19 protein-coding genes and 2 tRNA genes are annotated in these 23,190 nt (G+C 60.1%); 11 read left to right on the forward strand and 10 right to left on the reverse strand.

Features of this window, described 5'->3' with window-relative positions; translation table 11 throughout:
* Nucleotides 1-10 precede the first annotated feature (10 nt).
* From ACYQ54_RS05830 to dctP, 3 genes are all read right to left on the reverse strand, one after another.
* The gene (locus ACYQ54_RS05830) at nucleotides 11-1,327 is read right to left on the reverse strand and encodes a TRAP transporter large permease (protein WP_460080185.1); all 1,317 of its coding nucleotides are present in this window, start codon (nucleotides 1,325-1,327) and stop codon (nucleotides 11-13) included.
* On the reverse strand, nucleotides 1,317-1,838 hold the full coding sequence (locus tag ACYQ54_RS05835) for a TRAP transporter small permease subunit (protein WP_460080188.1): 522 nt from the start codon (nucleotides 1,836-1,838) through the stop codon (nucleotides 1,317-1,319). Before ACYQ54_RS05835 ends, ACYQ54_RS05830 begins: the two co-directional genes overlap by 11 nt.
* A gap of 158 nt (nucleotides 1,839-1,996) precedes the next feature.
* Complete coding sequence (dctP, locus tag ACYQ54_RS05840; RefSeq protein WP_460080190.1) at nucleotides 1,997-3,019, reverse strand: TRAP transporter substrate-binding protein DctP; 1,023 nt, start codon at nucleotides 3,017-3,019, stop codon at nucleotides 1,997-1,999.
* A gap of 132 nt (nucleotides 3,020-3,151) precedes the next feature.
* Between dctP and ACYQ54_RS05845 the strand changes: the two genes are divergently transcribed.
* Entirely contained in the window at nucleotides 3,152-3,877 is a 726-nt protein-coding gene (locus ACYQ54_RS05845; protein WP_460080191.1) for a GntR family transcriptional regulator, read from the forward strand.
* Between the two features lie 131 nt (nucleotides 3,878-4,008).
* Here the strand turns inward: ACYQ54_RS05845 and ACYQ54_RS05850 are convergent, their stop codons facing one another.
* A complete protein-coding gene (locus ACYQ54_RS05850; protein WP_460080193.1) occupies nucleotides 4,009-4,587 on the reverse strand; it encodes a TetR/AcrR family transcriptional regulator in 579 nt (192 codons plus the stop codon).
* 86 nt (nucleotides 4,588-4,673) lie between these two features.
* Here ACYQ54_RS05850 and ACYQ54_RS05855 point away from each other — a divergent pair, with 86 nt between their 5' ends.
* The 3 genes from ACYQ54_RS05855 (at nucleotide 4,674) to metK (ending at nucleotide 8,907) form a co-directional block, all read left to right on the forward strand.
* Nucleotides 4,674-5,465, forward strand: a complete 792-nt coding sequence (locus ACYQ54_RS05855) for a crotonase/enoyl-CoA hydratase family protein (protein ID WP_460080195.1) — start codon at nucleotides 4,674-4,676, stop codon at nucleotides 5,463-5,465.
* A 478-nt stretch (nucleotides 5,466-5,943) separates the two neighbouring features.
* Complete coding sequence (locus tag ACYQ54_RS05860) at nucleotides 5,944-7,635, forward strand: glycine/sarcosine N-methyltransferase (RefSeq protein ID WP_460080197.1); 1,692 nt, start codon at nucleotides 5,944-5,946, stop codon at nucleotides 7,633-7,635.
* Between the two features lie 84 nt (nucleotides 7,636-7,719).
* On the forward strand, nucleotides 7,720-8,907 hold the full coding sequence (metK, locus tag ACYQ54_RS05865) for a methionine adenosyltransferase (protein ID WP_460080199.1): 1,188 nt from the start codon (nucleotides 7,720-7,722) through the stop codon (nucleotides 8,905-8,907).
* A gap of 72 nt (nucleotides 8,908-8,979) precedes the next feature.
* On the opposite strand, the gene ACYQ54_RS05870 is transcribed toward metK, so the two are convergent.
* From ACYQ54_RS05870 to ACYQ54_RS05885, 4 genes are all read right to left on the reverse strand, one after another.
* Nucleotides 8,980-9,669 carry an SDR family NAD(P)-dependent oxidoreductase gene (locus ACYQ54_RS05870; protein WP_460080200.1) on the reverse strand — a complete coding sequence of 230 codons (690 nt, stop codon included), beginning with the start codon at nucleotides 9,667-9,669 and terminating at the stop codon, nucleotides 8,980-8,982.
* Nucleotides 9,666-10,547 (reverse strand): SDR family oxidoreductase, encoded by an 882-nt coding sequence (locus tag ACYQ54_RS05875; RefSeq protein ID WP_460080202.1) that lies wholly within the window; start codon nucleotides 10,545-10,547, stop codon nucleotides 9,666-9,668. Before ACYQ54_RS05875 ends, ACYQ54_RS05870 begins: the two co-directional genes overlap by 4 nt.
* A 2-nt stretch (nucleotides 10,548-10,549) precedes the next feature.
* Nucleotides 10,550-11,152, reverse strand: coding sequence for a TetR/AcrR family transcriptional regulator (locus ACYQ54_RS05880; protein WP_460080204.1), 603 nt, complete (start codon nucleotides 11,150-11,152; stop codon nucleotides 10,550-10,552).
* A gap of 263 nt (nucleotides 11,153-11,415) precedes the next feature.
* Entirely contained in the window at nucleotides 11,416-11,856 is a 441-nt protein-coding gene (locus ACYQ54_RS05885; RefSeq protein WP_460080206.1) for a ketosteroid isomerase-related protein, read from the reverse strand.
* 372 nt (nucleotides 11,857-12,228) lie between these two features.
* Here ACYQ54_RS05885 and ACYQ54_RS05890 point away from each other — a divergent pair.
* The 4 genes from ACYQ54_RS05890 to ACYQ54_RS05905 all read left to right on the forward strand — a co-directional run bounded on the left by ACYQ54_RS05890 (nucleotide 12,229) and on the right by ACYQ54_RS05905 (nucleotide 14,691).
* A tRNA-Thr gene (locus tag ACYQ54_RS05890) sits at nucleotides 12,229-12,303 on the forward strand.
* 1 nt (nucleotide 12,304) lies between these two features.
* Nucleotides 12,305-12,368, forward strand: a tRNA-Lys gene (locus ACYQ54_RS05895).
* 397 nt (nucleotides 12,369-12,765) lie between these two features.
* Nucleotides 12,766-13,923: a slipin family protein gene (locus ACYQ54_RS05900; protein WP_460080207.1), complete on the forward strand. Its 1,158-nt coding sequence runs from the start codon at nucleotides 12,766-12,768 to the stop codon at nucleotides 13,921-13,923.
* Between the two features lie 222 nt (nucleotides 13,924-14,145).
* Nucleotides 14,146-14,691, forward strand: coding sequence for an RNA 2'-phosphotransferase (locus ACYQ54_RS05905; RefSeq protein WP_460080209.1), 546 nt, complete (start codon nucleotides 14,146-14,148; stop codon nucleotides 14,689-14,691).
* Nucleotides 14,692-14,707: 16 nt separating this feature from the next.
* Here ACYQ54_RS05905 and ACYQ54_RS05910 read toward each other — a convergent pair whose 3' ends face one another.
* Entirely contained in the window at nucleotides 14,708-17,416 is a 2,709-nt protein-coding gene (locus ACYQ54_RS05910) for a KAP family P-loop NTPase fold protein (RefSeq protein ID WP_460080210.1), read from the reverse strand.
* A 477-nt stretch (nucleotides 17,417-17,893) separates the two neighbouring features.
* On the opposite strand from ACYQ54_RS05910, the gene ACYQ54_RS05915 reads away from it, so the two are divergent.
* From ACYQ54_RS05915 to ACYQ54_RS05925, 3 genes are all read left to right on the forward strand, one after another.
* Entirely contained in the window at nucleotides 17,894-19,363 is a 1,470-nt protein-coding gene (locus ACYQ54_RS05915) for an MFS transporter (RefSeq protein WP_460080212.1), read from the forward strand.
* Between the two features lie 267 nt (nucleotides 19,364-19,630).
* Nucleotides 19,631-20,740: a PAAR domain-containing protein gene (locus tag ACYQ54_RS05920; protein ID WP_460080213.1), complete on the forward strand. Its 1,110-nt coding sequence runs from the start codon at nucleotides 19,631-19,633 to the stop codon at nucleotides 20,738-20,740.
* 56 nt (nucleotides 20,741-20,796) lie between these two features.
* Nucleotides 20,797-21,780, forward strand: coding sequence for a hypothetical protein (locus ACYQ54_RS05925; protein WP_460080214.1), 984 nt, complete (start codon nucleotides 20,797-20,799; stop codon nucleotides 21,778-21,780).
* Nucleotides 21,781-21,800: 20 nt separating this feature from the next.
* On the opposite strand, the gene ACYQ54_RS05930 is transcribed toward ACYQ54_RS05925, so the two are convergent.
* Nucleotides 21,801-23,138 (reverse strand): DUF930 domain-containing protein, encoded by a 1,338-nt coding sequence (locus ACYQ54_RS05930; protein ID WP_460080216.1) that lies wholly within the window; start codon nucleotides 23,136-23,138, stop codon nucleotides 21,801-21,803.
* Between the last annotated feature and the right edge of the window lie 52 nt (nucleotides 23,139-23,190).

Here is a 23,190-nt window from a genome sequence, read left to right on the forward strand (position 1 = left end):
CTCAGCCTCCTCAATCCAGCAGGTTCGGTAGCCACAGGGCAAGGTCGGGGAAGAACAACACCAGGAACAGCCCCACAGCCTGCAACGCGATGAACGGCAGCACGGCGGCGAAGATCTCCTGCAACTGGATGTCTTTTGGCGCTACCGATTTCAGGAAGAAACAGGCCGGGCCGAAAGGCGGCGACAGGTAGTAGATCTGGATATTCATGGCGAAGAGCACTCCGAACCAGACAGGATCGAACCCGAGATCCACCACCACCGGCGCAAAGATCGGCACGGTGATGAAGATGATCGCAATCCATTCCAGGAAGGTGCCGAGCACCATCACGATCAGCATCATGACGACGATCACAAGGATCGGCGCGATGTCTAGGGATGTCAGCAGGCCGCGCAGGAACTCGCCGCCACCGATCCGGTTGTAGATGCCGATCAGCGAAACGGCACCCAGCACCAGCCATATGATGGACCCGACGGTCAGCACAGTCTGGCGCATGGCATCGCGGGCCATCTTCCAGGTCAGCTCGTTGCGGATGGCAGCAACCACGAGGGCTCCCACGGCGCCCACCGCGGCGGCCTCCGTGACGGTGGCGATGCCGGAATAAATGACCCCGAGCACAGCGCCGATCAGAAGCCCCGGCAACACCACTCCTTTCAGAAACTTGACGCGCTGGAACAAAGGCAGTCCGGTTTCGGGAATATCGTAGATCGGTGCCAGTGCCGGATTGAGCCGGACCCGGATCAGAATGTAGATGATGAACAGGCTGGCGAGGATCAGGCCCGGCACAGCGGACGCGGCGAAGAGCTTGGTGATAGACACCTGGGCGGCAAGGCCGTAGACGATCAGCACCACCGACGGCGGGATCAGCGTTGCCAATGCACCGGCTGCACAGATGATGCCGATGGACAGCTTGCGGTCATAGCCCAGCCTCAGCATCTGGGGCAGAGCGATCAGGCCAAGCATGACGATCTCGCCCCCCATGATCCCGGACATTGCCGCCAGCACCACCGCGACGACACAGGTCTGCACCGCCACCGAACCGCGGAAGCGCCCGCCCAGGATCGCCATGCTGTCGAACAGCGACTGTGCGATCCCCGATCGTTCGAGGACGTTGGCCATGAAGACAAAGAACGGAACGGCGATCAGCTCGTATTTGTGCAGAACCTCGCCGACATTGGCGGCCACGATGAAGAAGCCGGCGCGCTCCCCGAAATAGAGGATCGCGGTTGCCAATGAGACTGTCAGCGTGGTGATGCCGAGCGGTACACCCAGCGCCATCAGCGCCAGCAGCGCGACGACGATCAGAAGGGTAATGATTTCAATGCCCACCGGCGATCCCCCCTTCGGTGCGCTGGCACCAGCGAATGATGTTTGCCACAAGCTGGAGGATGTAGAGGACACAGCCGACGACGAGCAGGATTTTCAGATAGGTCGGCTGGATCGAATTGAGTGCGGTGCCGGAATGCTCGGTGCGCTTCAGCACCTTCAGCATCGGGTCCCACAGGGCCATGGTCAGGACGACCACCGCGCCTGCCGCGATCAGCATCTGCAACAGGCGCATGACATGCCAGACACGCGGGCTGACCAGCGTTTCGATCATGGTGATGGAGATATGCCGATGCCGCTGGGTGACATATCCTACAGCCAGCACCCAGGCCGAGGCACAGAGCGTCATGGCAAGTTCCGTCGACCAGACCGTTGGCCTGTCGAAACCGTAGCGCATCACCACCTCAAGCGCGGAAACCGCGATGCAGGCGAAAAACAGCACGGAGCAACCATGGCCGATGAACACGCTGACACGGTCCATGATGTCGGCATAGCGCGCGAATAGGCGTTTCATCATCTCTCCCTGAATGAAGACAACAAGGGGCACGAAAAACCGGGCAGGACACCGGCGTCGGTGTTCAAGCCTGTGCCTGGCCTGGAACTTTGGCAAGAACGCTGCGTGCCCTCATCTCGCCGCAAGGAGAGCAAGGACACGCGCCGCTAAGTCGGATTTCAGTTTTTGAAGAGACCGATTTCGGTCATGTAGGAGATGTTCGCGTCCAGCGCTTCCTTCGCAAGGTCGGACTTCTGAGCATAGGTCTCCCACTCCTTGCGGGCGATCTCACGCAGTTGGTCGCGATCTTCCTGGGCCCAGTCGATCACTTCGATCTTCTCGCCCTCACTGTCTCTGGCGGCGAGTTCCTTGTCCTTCTTGTCGACTTCAGCCGCCATCGCAAACATGGCGTCATACCACCAGTCGCGCAGGGCTTTCTGGTCTTCCGCGCTCAGCGCATCCCACTTTGCCTTGTTGATGGTGAACTGCATCGACGGCATGGAGTGAATGCCGGGATAAAGCGGATACGGCGCGACGTCATGCAGACCGGTCGCATCGTTGTTGACATAGGCCGAGGCATCGGCCGCATCGACGATGCCTTTTTCCAGCGCCCCATAAACTTCAGAGAACGGAATGGAGACCGGCGACGCACCGGCTGCCTGGAAAACCGCCGCGGCCAGGCCTTCCGGAGAGCGGATCTTCTTGCCGGCCAGATCTTCGAACGTGCGGATCGGAACGCGGGCAGGCAGCGCTTCGCGGGAATAGGGTCCGCAGGCAACGACCTGCACTTCACCGCCGGTTACGGCGTCGGCGGCTTTCTGCATCACGGCTTCGCCGCCGCCATCCTTGCAGAAGCCGATCATCTGCTGCGGTGTATCATACCCGGAAATGAGATCACCCATGATGGCATAGGCCGGCTCGCGGCCCGCAAAATAGTTCACGGACGTGAAGTCACCGTCCAATACGCCGGCAGCGACGGCATCGGGTGTTTCCCTTGCCGGCACCACGGACCCGTTCGGCGTCAACAGGATCTCGACACGACCGTCGGTCATCTCCTTGATTTTCGGCAGCCAGGTTTCCGTGAGGTACTGGGTGGAAAAGTCCCCTGCATTGAATGAGGTCTGAATGCTGAAGGTCTCGGCCTGCGCCATTGTTGCGATGACTGAGACCGAAGCTGCCAGGGCAGCGGCGGTGAATTTCATGGTGTCCTCCACTCGATTGCGCGGGGAGCTCCTCCTCCCGCTATCTGATGCATTAATATATTAGTGCATTTTATGCAAGTCTGTTCTATCTTCGCCTGAGAAGAATCGTGCATTCGAACGAGAGGATCAGCGATGACGGTTGAACTGGCTCAACTGCTGGATGACCCGAATAGGGCGGCAGACACCGGCAGTGGCGAACGGATCAGAAGGATCTCCGTCAGTCAGCAAATCCAGGAATCACTTCGCGCGCGGATCATTTCGCTTGAGCTCACACCCGGGCTCAGCCTGCCGCGGACGGACCTTGCCACCCATTATGGCGTCAGCCAGACCCCTGTGCGCGATGCGATGATGAAGCTTGAAGAAGAAGGATTGCTGACCATCTATCCGCAGTCCAAGACCGAAGTCTCGAAGATTGACGTCGACCACGCCCGCGAAACCCAGTTCCTGCGTCTGTCTCTGGAACTTGAAGTGACACGCACTCTCGCCAGACAGGAAGACAAATCGTCCATCGCCCCTGCCCGCCAGATCCTCAGGCTGCAGGAAACGGCGCATGCCGAGGGCGACCTAGGCCTCTTTGCCACCTTCGACAAACGGTTTCACCTGTCCCTGTTCAAGGCGGTCGGTCTTGCCAGCCTGTGTCAGCTCGTGGCGTCGCGCTCCGGCCATATCGACCGTCTGCGCAACCTCAATCTGCCGGATCCCGGCAAACCCGCGAGCATCTTGAGATATCATGCGCTGATCCTGGCCGGGATCGAGGCAAGCGATGAAACGGCGACGGAAACTGCCGTCCGCGAGCATCTGTCCGGCACACTGAAACAGGTTGATCAGATCGTCGCCCGAAATCCGGAATTCTTCTAGGTCAGCCTTCTCCCGGTCGGGAACTCTCCCGGATCAGAGCCTGCCTTGATCAGAACCGGACCGGAAAACGGTCGTCTCAGCAAGAGACGCAGTGCAAGCATTATGGCGTCAAGTGCCAACCATCAGGTGTGCTAACTGGTCATCGCCGATGCCACCAGTGCCCGCGCGGCTTCTCCCGCCGCGTCCGCATAAGCAGGATCGCGATGAACCAGGATGGTTGAAAACGCCCCGTCCAGCAGCAGAACGATATGCCTTGCAAGGTCCGGCGCGCACTCAAGGCACGCGGCTTCGAATTCTTCCGCCATCCACGCCTCGAATTTCTTTTTGTGTCCGGCCCCGACCTTCATCGCCGGATGCCCTGGCATGTTGGCCAGTTCCGCTGCCGTGCGCAGAAACCCGCAACCTTTCCACTTCGGGTGCCGTGCGGAGACTGCGATCTGGCGGAAGATCGCCTGCACCTTGTGCGGCAATTGGCCTTCGGCCTCGCCAAACCATTTTCGGAACTGATTGAGGTTGGGCTGATCGCGGGACGCCAGGTAGGCTTCGATCAGATCGTCCTTGCTCTTGAAGTGGTAGTAGACCGTCTTCTTGGTGATGCCTGCCTTCTCTGCGATCGTATCCAGGCTGACGGCGCGGATACCCTCCGCATAGAAGAGCTTGTTGGCGGCGGTGAGGATCCGCTCTCGGGCTGTCTCGGCAGGCTTGGTCATCAGATTAGTATACTCACCAGTGAATATACATCAATGCGCGTCACCGCTAGCGTCCCCCTATCGACATCAGACCAAGGACACATCCCATGACCGCTACCGTGCTTCTGGACCGCCACGGACCGATCGCCCTCCTGACAATCAACCGGCCGGAGAAATTGAACGCGCTCGACTACGCCACGAATGACCTGCTGCTGGCTCATCTGGACGAGCTGGAGCCCAACGACAGCATTCATGCAGTCGTCATCACCGGCGCAGGCCGGCGCGCTTTTTCGGCAGGCGGCGACATTCACGAGTTTTCATGCAGCATTTCAGACGGAGTGGAGGTCGCGATGCGCGACTTCTGCCAGCGGGGGCAGCGAATGACCACACGCCTGGAAGACTATCCCAAACCGGTTATCGCGGCGGTCAACGGCCTGGCCTATGGCGGTGGCTGCGAGATCACCGAGGCGGTTCACCTCGCGGTCGCCTGCGAAAGTGCACTCTTCGCCAAACCTGAAATCAATATCGGCATTCCGCCGACCTTTGGTGGCACCCAGCGCCTGCCGCGTCTGGCGGGCCGCAAGCGCGCACTTGAACTGCTTTTGACCGGGGACAGTTTTTCTGCGGCGAGAGCTTTTGAACTTGGTCTGGTCAATCAGGTGGTTGCCGACGGCAGCGAACTGGAAGCCGCCTTCGCTCTCGCAAAACGCATCCTGCGTCACTCTCCACTGGCAGCCTCCAGGATCCTGAGTGCCGTCACACGCGGGCTCAACACAACCATTGCCGAAGGCCTGCGGATCGAACAGGAGCAGTTCGCACGCATGGCGGCAACACGGGACGTACACGAAGGCCTCACTGCCTGGATCGAGCGACGCATGCCGGACTACGAAGGCGCCTGAAGCCGGCAGAAAAAGAAAGGCAGCACGCCTGAGGTGTGCTGTCTGAGTACATGTCAGAAAAGTTTTACAAAAAAATACGCTTTATATAACAGCGTCTTACAGTAACGATTTCGGCCCAGGCCCGATTTTCTCGGCAACGGCGGTTGTATTGAACCCGGTGTTTGTTAAGGTCCCGGCACCCAATGACTGAAAGGCGCGCGCCGCTTCTCCAGCGGATGGACCGGGCACCAGACAGCCCACCTTTCGCATCTGCAGCTACCCTTTAGCTGCCTTGTGCGCCTTCCAGAAAAGTCCGGCATCCGACCCTTCGCGCAAGGGGTTGGGTAAATTCCGTCCAGTGCACCTTCGCACCACCTGCCGGGCTTGAAACAGAACAATTCCGACGCTCGCTGCCCGACTTCCGGGCGGTGCATGAGCGCGTGCGCGCTACGGCCAGATCCGTGCGGCATCGCTCGACCTCAAAAAGGAGACGCTATCCATGCAGGCTGAACAGCTGGCCACCAATGCCGAATTGCAACTGGACGAGCAGGCTTATGGCCAGGATCCGATTGCAGACCGGGAGACCGATCTCTATCGCGGCGAATACATCATGTCTTTCGTGGAAAAGTGGGACGAGTTGATCGACTGGGACGCACGTGCAGACAGCGAAGGACAGTTCTTCATGGACGTGCTGCGCGCTCGCGGCAAGGAAACAGTTCTTGATGTCGCCACCGGGACGGGCTTCCATTCGGTGCGACTGACCCGCGCCGGTTTCAACGTCACATCGGCTGACGGCTCCGCCGCCATGCTGGCGAAGGCCTTCCAGAACGGCCAGAAGCGCGGCATGATCCTGAAGACGGTTCAGGCCGACTGGCGCTGGCTCAACCGGGACATCCAGGGCAAATATGACGCCATCATCTGTCTCGGCAATTCCTTCACGCACCTGCACGACGAACTGGACCGCCGCCGGGCACTTGCCGAATTCTATGCCGCACTCAAACATGACGGCATCCTGATCATCGATCAGCGCAACTACGATGCGATGCTCGACCATGGCTTTTCGAACAAGCACAAATACTACTACGCCGGCAAGAAGGTGAAGGCTGAACCGGTCCACATGGACGATGGCCTCGCCCGGTTCAAATACAGCTTTCCCGATGGTGCCGAGTACACGCTCAACATGTGTCCCATCCGCAAGAACTACATGCGCCGCCTCCTGTCGGAAGCAGGCTTCGAGCGGGTTCGCACCTACGGCGATTTTCAGGAAACCTTTGCGGAAAACGATCCGGATTTTTTTATCCACATCGCCGAAAAATCCAGCCTGCATCTGGTTCGCTGGGGCGGAGCACGGCCCGAGGATGGTTCCAAGGACATCCGCGAGGTTGCTGAAAGCTACTACGACAGTGACGACGCCGACACTTTCTACAGCCTTGTCTGGGGTGGTCAGGACCTGCACATCGGTCTCTATGACACCACCAGCAACATTCGCGAAGCTTCGGATCTGACCATCGACGAGATGGCCGGCATGCTGCCCAATCTCGGTGCCGACGCAAAGGTTCTCGACATTGGCTCCGGCTATGGCGGCGCGATGCGCAAGCTGGTGAAGGCCAGCGGCTGCAGCGCGGTTTGCCTGAACATCTCCGATGTCCAGAACGACACCAACCGGCACCGCAATATCCAGCAGGGTTTCAAGGACAGGATCCGCGTCGAACACGGCGTCTTCGAGGACATCCCGGAAGAGCCGGAAAGCTTCGAAATCGTCTGGAGCCAGGATGCAATCCTGCACTCCGATCAACGCCACAAGGTGCTTCAGGAAGTCTACCGGGTGCTCAAGCCGGGCGGCTATTTCATCTTCACCGATCCGATGCAGGCAGACGATGCCGATCCGAAGGCCCTGCAGCCGGTTTATGACCGCCTGCAGCTTAACAGCCTGGGATCGATGCGGTTCTACCGCGAGACGGCCGAAGCCCTCGGCTTTGAAACCGTCGAGCAGCGGGACATGACACAGCAGCTGCGCAATCACTATTTCCGTGTGCGTGAAGAGCTGCTCGCCAACTATGACAAACTTCGCAGCGAAGGTGCTTCCGCAGACTATCTCGACAAGATGGCGCTCGGCCTCATGAACTGGGTCAACGCTGCGGACGCCGGGCAGCTCGCCTGGGGCATCCAGCTTTTCCGCAAGCCCGCCTGATCCCCTTCCTTCCCGATCTCCTGCCCGGGCGCCATACACCGCCCCGGGCAGGACTATCCTTTCCAAAACGACAAGGAGCGCGCAATGACGCAAAGATCCTGGCTATTCACCAGTGAATCCGTTTCCGAAGGACACCCGGACAAGGTCTGTGACCGTATATCCGACACCATTCTGGACGCCTTCCTGGAACAGGACCCTGACGCCCGCGTTGCCTGCGAAACGCTGACCACCACCAATCACGTTACCATTGCCGGCGAAGTTCGCGGCCCCGACCAGGTCCTGGACACGGTCGAAAGCCTCGTGCGTGAAGCGGTCCGCGACATCGGCTACGAGCAGGATGGCTTCCACTGGAAAACGCTGGAGGTGGTCAACCGTCTGCACCGCCAGTCGGCGGACATCGCCATGGGCGTGGACGAAGGCGACAAGGGCGAGGAAGGTGCCGGCGACCAGGGCATCATGTTCGGCTACGCCTGCAACGAGACCGAAGAGCTGATGCCTGCGCCGATCCTGCTGTCGCACAAGATCCTGCGCACCATGGCCGAGGCCCGCAAATCCGGCCGCGAACCACGCCTTGGTCCAGATTCCAAGAGCCAGGTGACACTGCGCTATGAAAACGGACGCCCGACCGGCATCGACGCTGTGGTCGTTTCCACCCAGCACGGCGAAAACGTCAGCCAGGAAGAAGTGCGCGAAGCCGTTCTGCCGTTCATCCTGCACGCCCTGCCCGTCGGTTGGTCCGTTCCCGACAACCGGATCTACATCAACCCGACGGGCCGCTTCGTGATTGGCGGACCGGATGGTGACGCCGGCCTCACCGGCCGCAAGATCATCGTCGACACCTATGGCGGTGCAGCTCCTCATGGCGGCGGCGCCTTTTCCGGCAAGGATCCGACCAAGGTCGACCGCTCAGCGGCCTATGCCTCGCGCTATCTCGCCAAGAACGTGGTGGCCGCCGGCCTTGCCGACAAATGCCTGATCCAGCTCGCCTATGCCATCGGAATGCCGGAGCCGGTCGCCGTTTATGTCGACACGCAGGGAACCGGCAAGGTGGATGAAGTCGCCCTTGGCAAGACTTTGCGCGAGATGGTGCGCCTGACACCGCGCGGCATCCGCGAGCGGCTCGGCCTGTCGAAACCGATCTACGCCCGCACCGCAGCTTACGGCCACTTTGGCCGCGCACCGGAAGAAGACGGCGGCTTCGGCTGGGAGAGAACCGATCTTGCCAACGAGCTCGCCCGGCACTTCGGCGCCCGTGCGGACGCTGCCGAATAAGCGTTCAAAGCAATACCGGCGCGGCAATTGTCGCGCCGGTTATTGTTCCAGTTTCTCGATTAGACCTTTTCGTCAGAACCTTTCCACGCTCGGCCGCAGCTCAAGTTCGGATGTCCACGCGCTTTTGTCCTGGCGCGAGATTTCCAGATAGGCCCGTGCGATCGCATCAGGGTGGAGGGTCTTGTCCGGGTCATCATACGGTGCACCGCGATCCGGATTGTAGATCACCCCGTCGATAACGAAATGAACCACGTGGATGTTCTGCGGCGACAATTCCCGGGCAAGCGATTGGCATAAACCGCGCAGCGCGAATTTGCCCATGGCAAAGGGTGCAGACTGCGGGAAGCCCTTGATGCCGGCGGAAGCACCGGTAAACAGCATCACGCCCTCACCCTTCGGCACCATCCGCTTTGCCGCTTCATGAGCGACGGCCAGCGCACCGAAGGCGGTCACATCCAGCGCGGCATGCACGTCCTCGAGATTGAGCTCGGCAACCGGTCCGCGTACACGGCCACTGGCATTGTAGACGACAATATCCGGTGTTGCTCCCGCATCGTCGAGGTCTTGGAACAGGCGCGCCACACTGGCTGCATCGGCAGCATCGCAGGCATGGGCTTTCGCACCAGTCTCGGAGCAAAGCCCCTCCAGCTTTGCGGGGGTTCTGGCGGCCAGAGCAACCGCATAACCTTCCCGGGCGAACGTCCGCGCCAGCGAGGCACTGAGGCCCGACCCGGCGCCGACAATCAGGGCATTTCTGCTCACGATGCGGCCCCCAGATAGACTGGCTTCAATCCGCTCACCAGTTGCGCCTGGATCGGCGCAGTCGCTTCGTTCATGGCGGTAACACCCATGTCCTGCCCGACTTGCGTGCGGATCGGCCGCTGCCCGTCCATTGCAATCAGCTCAAGGATCTTGGTTGCGACGTTGCCCGCATCGGTGATGGCTTCACCCTGATCGAACATGCCCTGGAACATGCCAAGCAAACGGTCGCGTCCTTTCGAGTAGTCGCCGTATTGACTGACCCGCGCTGCATCGCCTGGCGCCGGAGCGGAGGTCACCAGGTCAGTGCCATGGCCACTCGGTTCAACCAGCACGGACTCGACCCCGAACGGCTCCAGCTCGTAATGCAACGACTCGCAGTAAGCCTCCATCGCCCACTTGCTGGCGCAGTAAAGGCCGAAGAAAGGCATGCCGAACCGGCCTGCAACCGAACTGAGACTGATCACGAGACCGGACTTCCGCGCCCGCATCGCCGGCAGCACGGCCCGCGTCAAATGCATGACACCATAGACGTTGACGTCGAACAGATCCTTTGCCTGCTCCATGGTGAAGCCTTCCGTCAGACCAACAGGCATGACGCCTGCGTTGTTGACCAGGACGTCTATCGGCCGCTCGGCCTCGATCGCCGCGACTGTCTGTTCGACACCTTTCTCGTCAGCCACATCCACGTTGACGGGAACAAGCTTGCCCGGAAGACCTTCGGCAAAAAGCTTGAGCGCCTTGGCCGCTTCCGCGTTTCTGCCGTTCAGATCCCGCATGCCGGCATAAACGACATGGCCTTCCTGCACGAGTCTCTGGGCGGTCAGAAACCCGATGCCCCGGCTTGCACCGGTAATCAGGATTGTCTTTTGGGTGGTCATTTTCATTTCCCTTCTTTCTTGAAGATTGTGCGCATGAACAGCGCCAGGGGTTCGTCGCTGCGGCTTGCCTTCATTCTTGTCAGCGCGCCGCTCCACGAATTCATGAGCCAGTCGGCAGCCTGTGCCGGGGACAGATGAGACAGTCCGATCCGCGACAAGTCCGTTTCCCGCAGGCAGATCTCCAGTTCGCCCGTCAGCGCCTTCCAATGGCTGTCGAGCTCTGCCTGAAAGACCGGTTTCTGGTCAGCCAGCTCCGTCGACAGGTTGCACATCAGGCACCCCTGGGCGTAGCCGCGGTCTTTCATCCCTTCCCGGGCACCGGAGAAAAATGCTTCCAGACGTTCCACCGGCGAGCGTTTGCGGTCCGAAAGGCAGGCCTTTGCAAAAGCGAGCTGATCCCGGTGGTAATGACGCGCTACCTCGAGCCCGAAGTCCTCCTTGGTGTCGAAGTAATGGTAGAAGGACCCCTTCGGGACGCCGCTTTCGCGCAACACGTCATTGATCCCGATACCGTCGAAACTGTTCTCCCGAATGAGCGTCATGCCGACATCCAGAAGACGGGTTTTCGCTGTCTCGTAAGCGGCTTCATTGCGCGTTCTGGCCAAGGGATATCCTTTCGTCCGAAACTTTCTGGCACCACCAGTCCCGCTGGTGCGGCCTGTCGTCTGCAGCTCTCGTCAAATTAGAAATAGACCGGTCTATTAATTATCGTCAATGAAATGAACTTCACGGTTGCGTGTGTACGACAATCAACGAGGAAATCGCCCTTCTCAGAAACAAAAAGCTCCCCGCGGATGACCACGGAGAGCTGATTGATCAAATGAATTTTGCCTGTCCGGCTCTGCTGACGCAGAAACGGGGTTTTGGCTCAGGCTTCTTCCGGCACCTTTTCCCCCGCGCCTTCCGTCACCTGGTCGATCCAGTCCTGAAGGTTGTAATAGGTGGTGATGCGGGCGATCTGGCCGTCGCGGATCTCGAAGAAGCTGCCTGCCGGCAGCTTGTAGGTCTGACCGTTTGCGGGCGGCAGCCCGCTGTCGGTGCCGATATAGCTGCCGTGAACAATGAACTCGGCCGCTGCCCGCGTGCCGTCGTCATTGACGAACAGCACGATATCGCTGAGGCGCTCCTTGTAGCAGCGCGTCATGTGAACGTTGAAGGACCAGAACTTGTCCTTGCCGACACGGCGCTCACCCTGATTGACGTCATGGATCAGGTCGTCGGCAACCAGACTTTCCATTTTCTTGGTATCGCCGGCATTGAAGGCAGCGAAATAGGTGTCGATCAGAAACCGGGACTGTTTGTTGGCCATAGGTCCTCGCAGGGGCGGAAACACAATCTGGCCGGGAGTTTGCCTTCGCCGCTCTCCAGGCGCAAGAGGCAGAAAGGATTGCGGTTTACGGTTCTTCACCGAAACCGCTTCAAACCAAAGAATGGCTTTTCTGCCGGCAACAGTCGGCGCAAACATGATGAAGTTGCCAAAATACAACATACTGTATCTCAATGGCAACATTTACCTATTCACGTGAATTTGCCGGTTGCATAGGCGCCCGATCTTGCAGTATCACCTCATCACCGGTCACCGAACCGGCACAGACATCAACGGCCCGGCCATTTATCGCCACCCGCATGATCAGGCTCTGCCTACTCATGTACGGATGCTGTCCCGGACGATCGGACAATCGCGCATGAAGTTCAACGGTTGAACGCCGGGACTGTATCCCGGAGGCAACAGGTTCGACTCCTGTGATGTGCTCCATGGATAGCTCAATGGTAGAGCATCGGACGCTTAATCCGACTGTCGCGAGTTCGACTCTCGCTCCAAACCCGGTTTTCAGACACCGGACTGGCCTGTCACGCCAGCAGCTATGCAAGCTGTTCCATAGGGGACCCGTAGAGGTCTTGCGAACGCGGACTGAGCGTCTTTTGCCTTCGGGTGAAAGGTACCCCCGGACCGCCGACGCCAGGTCGCTTCGCCCGGCCTTTGGCAAAGGCTCCACCGCAGCTTTGCCGGAACCGCCTGTTCTCGAACGGGCGGAACCCGCATTGCCGCCGCGCCGCCCTCTGGCCAAGGGCCCGACGGGAGACCTCGTGCTCTCTTCGGGTCTCATAGTTTCGCCCCGGACGCTTCATGACGAACGGCCGGTTTCCTCAACCCCCAACCGACTTCAACACCAGAAAGGACAACCAAGTGCCTTAGCGCTATGGAAGGATTATCGAAATGACGACTTTTCTCGACAAGATCCGCGGGCGAACCCGCGTAGTGATTTCTGAAACGGAACGGGCCCTCCACATCTGCAAGGGAGAGCTCCAGGGTATTCTCGGACCAGGTGAACACAGCCTCCAGAACGGCCGTGGCACACTGGTGGTCGAGCGCCAGTCCATGACTGCGATGCCCCAGTTCCGGTCGGCCTACGAGAAGGCGCTCTTCGATAAGCTTCCGCAAGTTGCCGAAGAGCACCTGACCGTTATCCGGACCGGACCGGGTGAAGTGGCCGTCGTGGAACGCGACAACCGTATCCACACGGTGCTTGGCCCGGACGAGCGGCTTGTCCTGTGGACGGATGCCGGTCCATGGACCTTTGAGGTCATCGACACGGCTGCCGACCCGGCCCTCACGCCGAAGCTTATGCGCCGGCTCGGGGATGCCCGGCAGACGCAGCAGTTCGTGATCGTGCCGGTGACCGACGGTAGCGTTGCCCTGCTGTTCATGGATGGCGTGCTCACCAAGGTGCTTGAAGCCGGCGTGCACGCCTTCTGGAAGGCAGGCCGAACCGTGACGCAGAAGGTCATTGACCTCAAGCGTCAGGCCCTTGACGTCACCGGTCAGGAAGTCCTGACCCTCGATCGCGTCACAATCCGGATCAACCTTTCCGCGGATTACCGCGTGGTCGATCCGGTAAAGGCCGCAACCGAGGTGAAGGACTTCACCGACACGCTCTACCGGGCCTTGCAGCTTGTGTTCCGCAAGCAACTTGGCGCGCTCAAGCTCGACCAGATCCTTGAAAAGAAGGGCGAGGTCAACGCCGAAGCCGCCGAGAAGATCAAGGCCGACATGGCCGAGATCGGTGTCGAGGTCTCCGACATCGTCCTCAAGGATGTGATCCTTCCGGGCGAAATGCGCGAGATCCTCAACAAGGTGGTGACGGCTGAAAAGGAAGCTGAAGCCAACGTGATCCGGCGCCGTGAAGAAACGAACGCAACCCGTTCGCTTCTCAACACGGCCAAGGTCATGGCCGAAAACCCGGTCATGCTTCGGCTCAAGGAGCTCGAAGCGCTCGAAGCCATTGCCGGCAAGATCGACCGGCTCACGATCCACAACGGAACCGTGGGTCTCATGAACGACCTCGTCCGGCTTCGGGACGACAACGCAGCATGAGCCGGAACGGCGCGGGGTAACCTGCGCCGTTTCTGTTTCTGCGCGGCCGTGCAGGCCTTAACCGGTCACGCTGCCCCCTTTGGAGCTCAAGTCGCAGGGAAGCGAAGACCTGAGCTAAATGCCTGTCAAACCTCGTCACCGGCAACCACAATTAATGTTGCGTTCCTGCCTTCCCCGGGACCGCATATTTTAAAAAACACCATCCATTTAAAGAAAAAGAGAATGAACACAGACACAACGATTTCAAAACGCCTGTCTTTCTGGCTTCGGCACAAACCGGAAGACGCCGGGTTGACCCTTTCTTTCGACGGCTGGACTGACGTTGCCGCTGTCCTGGACGCCTTCAGCGCTCATGGCCTTGAGTGCAACAGGGATCAGCTGGAAAGAGTGGTCGCGACCAACGACAAGAAACGCTTCGAGTTTTCCAACGACGGCAAACGCATCCGCGCGCGCCAGGGGCATTCGGTGGACATTGACCTCGGCCTGACGGCCTTGACGCCTCCGGACGTCCTGTTCCACGGAACGGCGACCCGTTTTCTGCCTCTCATTCTGGCAGAAGGCCTGAAGCCGATCGCCCGGCACCATGTGCACCTGTCACCGGATCACGGCACTGCGGTCATGGTTGGCAGACGTCACGGCAAACCTGCTGTTCTTCAGGTCGCGGCAGGCGCGATGCAGGCGGACGGGCATCAGTTTTTCCGGACGGACAACGGCGTCTGGCTGACCGACGCAGTTCCCCCAGCCTTCCTGACCCTGATCGAAGCCTGACGGCCATATGCGTGGTTCATGCCGCTTCGGCAGGCAAAACCGCTCCGCGTGTCAGCCGTCTGATGACCGCCTTTGTCAGCACTTCGGTTGCGCCGTCTTTCAGAAGCCGAGCCGCCATCTTCTTTTCGCAGAACGCCGCCAGTGCCACGGGCAAACCGTCCAGCTCTTCACCACTGTCCGCGTCGAAAGCCAGAAGGGCGTCAGCAAGGTCTGGGTCACGGGTCAGTTCGTCGGCAACCGCCGGATAGCATTGCTCCAGGATCGTCCATCTGGTCAGCACATCGTAGTCGAGCGCCTGCTGCTCCAGGATGGTTGTTGCCACCGCCATGCCGAACGCATTGATGATCCGCTTGATTACCCGCGGATTGTCCGGCAACAGCTCCAGATACCGGAGCAGGAAATGCGTCGCTTCCTGCCGGGCGGCACTGGAAGAGGTATATTCGAGCGCAAGCGCCGCCTGATAGGCAGTATTGCCTTTGGCCACACCTTCCGAAAGCGTCCGGACCGCCTCATGGGTCAGCCCTTCCGGCTGCTGCTCGCGGATCGCACCGCGCAAACGCTCAACCTCCTGGTCTTCCCTTTGTTCCGCTGCCGTGTCTGCCACGGAAGGATCCATCACATCGGATAGCCCTGCGCCTTCCAGAATGTCATCCATCACCCCTTCCATTTCCTCTGACTGCTGCACCTGGCTCGCCACCCCCTCACCTATGAGGCCAAGGCGCGCTTCCAGATAACGTTGCTTCCAACCGGCCATGCCCGGCAGAGGCACGTTGAACTGAAAGATCTTTTCCAGAAACTGGTAGCCAAGCGGCTGGGTCCTGTCGGATGTCTTTTCGCAAAAGCTCGGGTACTTGTCCTCGAAACTGGTCTTGATCCAGAACTTGTCCGCCGCCACCACGTAAGCAACCTTGCGATGGCGGAACGAAGTCTGCAGGCCCTCCAGAAGTTCCACCACGAATTCGTTCTGGCAGCGGTCGAGATCGTCAATGAAAATGCAGACCGGCGCGTCAGCCGCCACGACCATTTCCCCGAAGAGCACGGAAAGTTTCTCCAGCGGGTCGCTGGCATAGTCATGAAACAGATTGGCGCTCTTTTCCGAGCCGAAGAAGGCCGTCCGGGAATAGAGCGTGAGCGTTGCCAACACCGCCAGAACGCTGCCGATCCCGCCGAAGATGTTCTTGACCACATCGCTGCTGCCTGACCAGAGCAGCGCCATCAGCAAAGCCACCACAAACAGCATCACCAGGTATGGCCCGGCTTCCGCCTTGAACAACCACGCGCGCCACTTCTGGCGCACCTCCGCCGCCCGTTGACGCTTCTTCTGGGCAATCAGCCGGTCGGACACCTGGCTCTTCACCGTCTTCAGGAACGGCCACCAGGGTGGTCGCCGGTGCTCATGCTGCCAGGCATTGAATTCGACCACCACCCAGCGTTTTTCCGGCGGCAGGGCCTCATCTTCCAGAAAGCCCTTCATGAAATGCAGCACGGTGGTCTTGCCCGCGCCCCAGGGGGCGTGCAGGTTCACCGCCAGCCCGTCCGGCCCGCCACCCGCATGCAGTTCGCTGATCCGCGTCGCCAGCACCTCTGCAAACCGCTTGCGGCCAAGCTCATCCTTGCGTGCAAACTGGTCGAACTGGACGGCAACGTCGATGTTGGCGGGAACCTCCCGCTTTTTCGAATTGTCTGCCGATATGTCATCGTCGGCATCGGGGTTCTCGGCAACGCTTTCCGTCTCGCCACTCGGTTCTGCGGGCTGGCCTTTCTCGCCGGGATCGGAATCCTTGACGATTTCAACCTCCGGGTTGTCGTCGGAGGGATCGTCATCAACGTCGATAATTTCCGCCGATTGAAACTCTTCACTCGGGTCCGCGATCTCCGGAAGTGTTTCTCCCCTGCACACACGAGCAATATCCGCCCAGATATCGTCCGCGCTGCGCTGATCAGTAACACGCCAGAACACGTCCGGCAGGGTCGCGATGTCGACATCGACATCTTCGCCGAAGGCGCTTTCGGATCGGTCTCCTTCGAAGGGAACCAGCGCGCGGTACCAGTCGGCTATCAAGTTGCCGCCAGAGGTCTCTCCCCATTTGCTGTAGGTGAACCTATCGAATGCCTCGCGAGCCCAGCCTGGAAGGTTGGCGCTAAAGCTGTCTTCTTCGCGTATTTCTTCCGGCCAGAGAGGCTGGCGGATCAACTCATCCGGCAACATTTCACTGGACAAGCGCCTGCAGTCGGCGGCAATGGCCTGCAAGACCAGATCACCGGCTCCGCGCTCTGCAGCTGCGGCAGAAGCGGTGTCTGCAGCAGCTCTTGCTAGACCTGCCAGATCGGCGATCGACGTCGAAGCGAGCTCGAAATGAGCAGCATATGCGGCGGCCTTCGCCGCAGAAACGGCAGAAACGAGAGAGCTTGAAGAATTTCCTGAGTATCTTTGCTCGAATGGCTCCAGTGCGTCGACAGCAGCCTGGTAAATGACGAAAGAGCTCACTTCCACGGACGGTTGGCGGCAAGTGATCAAGGCCACAAGGTTTGCCCGGAAGGTTTGCAGTACAAGATCAAGCCGCAGTTCGAACGGCAGCTCCTCATTCGATGCCAACATGCCATCCAGCACGAGCGGGTAGACCCGCAAGGCCGCCCGGACAGCCACGACCTGCGTCCATTCCGCTGGCCGATCCACCAGCCAACTGCCGACATCTTCCGGTTTTTCGAAATTCAGATTGTCCACGTCATCCGCCCCAGGTGCGTCTCCCCGTTACCTTTGCAAGCCAGACATGGATCGGCAACCGTGAATTGGCACAACCAAGGCTCAACCACCGGAACAGGACTTCCGGCCGCCAAAATCACTTTCCCGGCTGCGTCCAAAAATTTCTCCACCGGGAGGCATGACTGACCCCGGTCTCCACCGTTGTCATTCCGGCCGCAGCGAAGCGGAGAGCCTGCGCCCACTCGCAGAGCCCCTCGCTGAAGTGTGTGAGGATCTACGCTGCCCAATTACAAAATTTCTGGAAATGAGTAGTCCCTGGCTCTCCCTGTAGTCGGCCTGGGTGACACCGAGAAACGGACTTTCCACACAATAGACACCACGCGTTGCCCCCAAGCTTCAGCCCTCTCTTCAACCGCCAGCAAAATAAAAAAATAAAATTCTTTCTTTATTTTTCTCGCTCACATATAAAAACAAAACTCTTTCTTTATTGAGGTTCCCATGTCCATCAGTTCGCCAGCGCATCTGCCTGCCAGCAATTCACTCTTTGCACCGGAACGGATCTCCGGCACTCTTGCGCTTGTGCTGGGGGTCGGGTCTCACGCAATCAATGGCTTTGTCACGACCGCTGTCCTGCCGGATATCATTCGGGATCTCGGCGGCCAGGATCGGGCGTTCTGGGTGTTTTCCTCATTCGAGATGATGGCGATCCTGGCAGGTTGCCTGACCGGCGCGGCGAAAGTCCGTTTCGGCGCCCGCAGCCCGTTCCTGCTTGCTTCCTTTCTGCTGGCGAGCGGCTCGATCCTGGCCGGTCTTTCGACATCGCTGGAAGGGTTGATTGCCGGGCGTGCCCTGCAGGGGTTCGGCGAAGGCATGATCATCGCACTGTGCTACTCGCTGATCCCGGATCTTTTTCCCAGCAACATTGCCCCGCGCGTCTTTGCCATGCTGGCGGCTGTCTGGGCTGTCGCCGCGGGCATCGGCCCGGTTTCGGCCGGGTTGCTGTCCGAGCTCTGGTCATGGCGCGCCGCCTTCCTGATCAACATACCGCTTGTAGTGCTGCTGTTCGTCCTGATGAACACCGCCTTGCCTGCAAGCGCAGCCCGCCCGGCCCCGGCAAGCGACCCCGCGGCAGGAAGAGTCCCTGTCCGTTTGCTGGTGCGCCTTGCCCTTCTGGCTGCCAGCATCTTCCTCCTGACTGTGATCGGCGAGTTGCATGCTCCCCTGCAGCTTGCTCTGACGATCATGGCCGGTCTGGCAATCGCCACCCTTCTTCTGACCTACGATGCCGCGAGCCCGCGCCGTCTTTTCCCGCGCGAGGCCTTCCGGGCGCAGACCCTCATAGGCCTCGGCACCTGGATCGTGTTCCTGATTTCCGCAGCGGCTGCAGTGCGCGCAGTCTTCGTGACGACGGTGGGCCAGGTCTACTGGGGTCTCAGCGTGACGCAGGCAAGTTATGTTGCCGCCGGCCTCGCTTTCTCCTGGTCGATCTTCGCTTTCCTCTCCTCCCGTGCGCCCTCACGCCAGCGCGAGCTGACCTATCTGACGACGGGGCCTTTTCTGATCGCCGGCGGTTTGACCCTGACTGCCCTTGCCATAACGACCGCTTCGCTGCCGCTGTTCGCACTTGCCGCCGTCGTTGCAGGCGCAGGGCACGGTCTGTGCAATCAGATCCTGATGCGCTCGCTGATGTACACAGCCGAGGGCGAAGACCAGAACCTCGTCTCCAGCATCCTGCCGACCATATCCTCCGCCGGCATTGCCATCGGTGGCGGCCTTACCGGATTGATCGCAATTGTCACCGGTTTGGTGGCCCCGGGGTCGGAGGAGCTGCTGACCAGGGAGGCCGTTGTCCGGTCCGGAGCCTCCATCTTCTACATCAATGCGGGTCTGACCCTGGTTCCGGCCATGTCAATGCTGGCGCTCCGTCATCGGCTGATCGCGCGGGAAAGAGCCACCCCAAACGGGTGACCTGCATCCGTCTCAACCCGGATCGGTCCCGCGCGTTTCAATCCGGCAGGTCCAGGTTACGCCACCCCTGGATGAAATTCCGGTGATTGTCGTGACAGAACTCGTCTCCGGAAGAAAACAGCTGCGTCAATCATGCTGACCTTGGCATCTGCTTGCGGACCCAAGGTCTCTTTCAGCCGCAATCTGTCTCTTGGTGCTGCTAAGCAGTATTGACAGTATGAAACAACTTTCGGATGATCCGGCAGTTTTATTAAGACCGGTTCATTTATGAGTTTTCCTGCCGCTCGTCTCACCGACCTGCATACCTGCCCCATGTGCATGGGGGTTCCTGCGCCAATCGTCTGGAAATGCGCCTATACGGTGCTTACCGGCATGCTGCCCCAGGCACGCGTTGGCGACATGTGCGTTTGCGTCGGCCCGCCGCCACCTTTCGGCGGTGATCCTATCATCACGGGCGCCTGGAACGTTCTGGTCGAAGGCAGCCCCGCTGCGCGGATGACCGACCTGACCGCAAAGGCCGGCACGATCGTCACAGGTCTGCCGACAGTGCTGATCGGAACGCAAGGTGGCAGCGGTGGAGGAGGCGGAGGCGCGGGCGGTTCGGCGCCTCCTGCGAAAAGTCCGCACAAGTTCTCTGCCGGCGCGGAGAAAAGCGGCGAGAAGCCGTACAAGGAAAGATTCAAGAAAAAATACAACTCGAAAGGCGTTGAGAATCCGGACAAAGAACAGCGTTCCCTGAAAGACCAGCTGAAGGACGACGCCGAGGTCAGCGCCGAATACGAGTATGAGCTGTTCAGCAAGGAAAAAACCTTCTGGGAATCGGAAGGCGGTCATTTCAAGACCGAGGCGAGCGCGGAGGCAAAGCTCGGCATCTCCGGCAATCTCGATGGAGACTTTGCCGCCGGGGCCTATGCCAACGCGAAAGTTGCCGCCATCACCGGAAAGGCCGAAGGCAAGACGCTCAACGGGCTTGTGGGCGGTAAGCTGGAAGGCGAAGCCTTGTCCGCTTCAGCCGAAGGAGGTGTCGGCTTTCGAAAATCCGAAGATTTTGCGGGAGTGGAAGGTAAAATCGGGGGTGAACTCGTTCTGGTACAGGCCAGCGCCGAAGGCACCATTAACATCAGTCCCAAAACCCTGTACGACAACACCCTTGGCCCGTTTTTGAGCTGGGTGAGCGGAGATCCGGCAAAACGAACGCTCGACAGCGCTTATGACCACGGCCTGCGGATCGGAGGCAAAGGGGAAGCCGGCATCGGGGCCGCAGCCGGGGCCAGCGCACAGGCCGGAAAGATCGACGGCGTCTATGGCGTGACCGCAGAAGCCAAGGCAGGGGCTGGTCCGATGGCGGGCTTCAAGGTCTTTGTCGGAGTTTATTAGACAGGCGGTTTCGCATCCGAGACTGCCGGAAACAACACCCAAGGGTGACGATCGGAATGACCACTGAGGACTATGTCGCCGCCGAACTGACTGCAATCAGCCCGGCTCCCTTCGCGTTCCAACTGCTGCTTCCTGGAAGCTGGGAAGTGAAGCAGGTCAACGAGCAGCCCCTGTCGGCGGACAATCCCACCATCATCGCGGTCTTCGAGCCTCCCATGGCGACGAATATCTCCGTCCAGGTGATCGGCATTCTCCTCAACAACGAGATCTCCGCTGCGCACTGGCTCGAATATTACTGCTCTCAGTCGACCTGGCAGGTCGATACGCTGGAGCCGATCGATGCCCGGCGCGCACGCGCGAGCTGCTTCGTCCGGGCCGAAGGTCATGAGCTGCGAGGCCTCGTCACCGTCACGGTGAATGGCAACACACTGATCCTGATCCAGGCCTTTGTCCCCTCCAACGAGTTCCCGGCTCTTTCCGACATCGTCAACATGGCCGTCAGGTCCTTCCGCACCGAGCAGGTCCGGCAACCGAACGTGATCGAGGATTGGAGCAACTTCTCGCTTTTCCAGGACATCGGCTTCTTCTTCCCAGCGTCCTGGCATGTCAACCAGCCGCAATCCGGACTGGCGGACCGCATGGCCATCGATTTCGCCCGCACGGGCTCCAACGGCGAGATCCTGGGGTTTGCCAGACTGAAGGCAATCACCGCGCAGCAGCCGGTGAACCTGTTTGAGGAACTGGGCAAGACCAGACGGGAATTCGAAGGGTCCAACATCGTGTTCGACGCCGGTGCAACCTCAAAGCCGGTGACCCTGGACCCGCCGTTTGTCGAGGCGACGGAAATCACCGTCGGAGCTCACACGAGCGAAAGCAATGATCCGCTGGAATTCACCGCCCTGGCGATGAAGACCCCGTCACACGTGATCATCAGCTCCATCCTCGGCCCTGCCCGCAAGACCTCGTTCTACAATTGGGCGGTGAATATGCGTGCGCATGAGATCGCCAACGCGTCCCTGCAATTCAAGCGTCAGTCCTGACGGGTAAGCCGACAGCGGGATTAAAAACCCGTCAGACCCCGTTGCAGCCATTGGCTGCGGGGGATCTCGTTGCCGATCTTGAAGGAGAAACGCTCTACACGCGTTACACCTGCGTCCGTCTCGCAGCGGAAAGCGACGTCGAACCAGCGGCCAAGGCTGCGGAAAGCTGCGATACGCGGCTGCAGCACGTTGCCGCCGCGCGGCCGGAATGACGGCAGCAGTTCCGGCGGCAGGGCACTGACAGAGGCAATCTGCTCTCTGAGTTCAGTCATGCACAAGAGGTTCAGCCGCTGTCCTTCGGACATGCCGCGCATGGCGGTACGCGCCTGCGGATCGTCCAGGATATCGCGTGAATAAAGCTCCCGTGCCGCGATCATTCCGGCAGGCGGCCCTTCCGAACCGCCTGATGCCTGGCGCCCGCCACCCTGGTCTCGTTGTGGGGAAGCCACGGGTTTTGGCGGCTTCGGAGCGGGCGTCTTGTTGGTCGCGATCGGACCGACAATGCCGAAATCCTCGGCAAGCTGTTCTCCGGTTTCAGCCGTGTCCGTTTCAGCACCCGTTCCAGCGGTCTCCTCTGGCAAGGCGTCCGGCTGCTCGGGCGTTTCGGCAACATCCGAAGCTTCGTCGGCAGCGTCACTTTCATCGGGAGTGTCTTCGGAACTCTCTTCGGGGGTCTCCTCGGATGTCTCTTGGGGGGCTGCTTCCTGAGCCCCGTCCGGAGCGTCCTGCTGCGGCGCATCGGTTTCGGCAGTTTCGGTCTCCTGCCCTTCGCCCTCGCCTTCCCCTTCGCCGGCGTCCGTTTCGCCCGCCTGCGCGTCATCCGTCTGTGCGTCATCCGTCTGCGCGTCGGCTTCCGCCTGCTGCTCACCGTCGCTGGTAGCGCTCTCTGCAGACGCCGGCGGCGTTTCCTCTTCCCCTTGCAGGCCTGTGTCTTCTTCGCCGAATTCGGTCACTTCCTGCAGCACGGATGGTTCTGCCGGTGGTTCGGGCGTTTCTGCAAGATCCTGAGGTGCCGGTGCTGGCGGTGGCGGTGGCGGAGGAGGCGCTTCCTCGGCCTGCTCCTGTTCCGGCGGCTCGGGCTGTTCGGGCGTTTCGACCTCTTCCTGCTCCGGCTGTTCCGGTTCCGGCTGCTGCACCTCTGGCGGAGGCGTCTCTTCTTCCTGCGGCGGCGGAGGCAGCAACTCTACTTCGACGACGTCCTGCAAGGGTTTGGTCGTATACCCCGACACGCCTTCCATCAGCATCAGTGCCACTAAAGCATGCAACACGGCGGAGGCCACAAGGCCCCACAGGAAAAGCCGCCGGTCTGCAGGCTCGATCCCGACCATGATCCGGTCCATGTCGGCGGTGATGGCCAATAGAGCGCCCTTAAAGCAAAGTTGCCGGTTGATTTCAGGTTCGAGGTTTCAA

It is taken from the genome of Roseibium sp. LAB1 (assembly GCF_054658235.1).

Bases quoted from the DNA above. Each gene is read 5' to 3' on its own strand.
- ACYQ54_RS05885 (WP_460080206.1), bottom strand. From the start codon at position 11,856: ATGGCCAACAAACAGTCCCGGTTTCTGATCGACACCTATTTCGCTGCC.
- ACYQ54_RS05920 (WP_460080213.1), top strand. From the start codon at position 19,631: ATGAGTTTTCCTGCCGCTCGTCTCACCGACCTGCATACCTGCCCCATG.
- dctP (WP_460080190.1), bottom strand. From the start codon at position 3,019: ATGAAATTCACCGCCGCTGCCCTGGCAGCTTCGGTCTCAGTCATCGCA.
- ACYQ54_RS05875 (WP_460080202.1), bottom strand. From the start codon at position 10,547: ATGACCACCCAAAAGACAATCCTGATTACCGGTGCAAGCCGGGGCATC.
- ACYQ54_RS05835 (WP_460080188.1), bottom strand. From the start codon at position 1,838: ATGAAACGCCTATTCGCGCGCTATGCCGACATCATGGACCGTGTCAGC.
- ACYQ54_RS05925 (WP_460080214.1), top strand. From the start codon at position 20,797: ATGACCACTGAGGACTATGTCGCCGCCGAACTGACTGCAATCAGCCCG.
- metK (WP_460080199.1), top strand. From the start codon at position 7,720: ATGACGCAAAGATCCTGGCTATTCACCAGTGAATCCGTTTCCGAAGGA.
- ACYQ54_RS05845 (WP_460080191.1), top strand. From the start codon at position 3,152: ATGACGGTTGAACTGGCTCAACTGCTGGATGACCCGAATAGGGCGGCA.
- ACYQ54_RS05855 (WP_460080195.1), top strand. From the start codon at position 4,674: ATGACCGCTACCGTGCTTCTGGACCGCCACGGACCGATCGCCCTCCTG.
- ACYQ54_RS05860 (WP_460080197.1), top strand. From the start codon at position 5,944: ATGCAGGCTGAACAGCTGGCCACCAATGCCGAATTGCAACTGGACGAG.
- ACYQ54_RS05850 (WP_460080193.1), bottom strand. From the start codon at position 4,587: ATGACCAAGCCTGCCGAGACAGCCCGAGAGCGGATCCTCACCGCCGCC.
- ACYQ54_RS05900 (WP_460080207.1), top strand. From the start codon at position 12,766: ATGACGACTTTTCTCGACAAGATCCGCGGGCGAACCCGCGTAGTGATT.
- ACYQ54_RS05905 (WP_460080209.1), top strand. From the start codon at position 14,146: ATGAACACAGACACAACGATTTCAAAACGCCTGTCTTTCTGGCTTCGG.
- ACYQ54_RS05915 (WP_460080212.1), top strand. From the start codon at position 17,894: ATGTCCATCAGTTCGCCAGCGCATCTGCCTGCCAGCAATTCACTCTTT.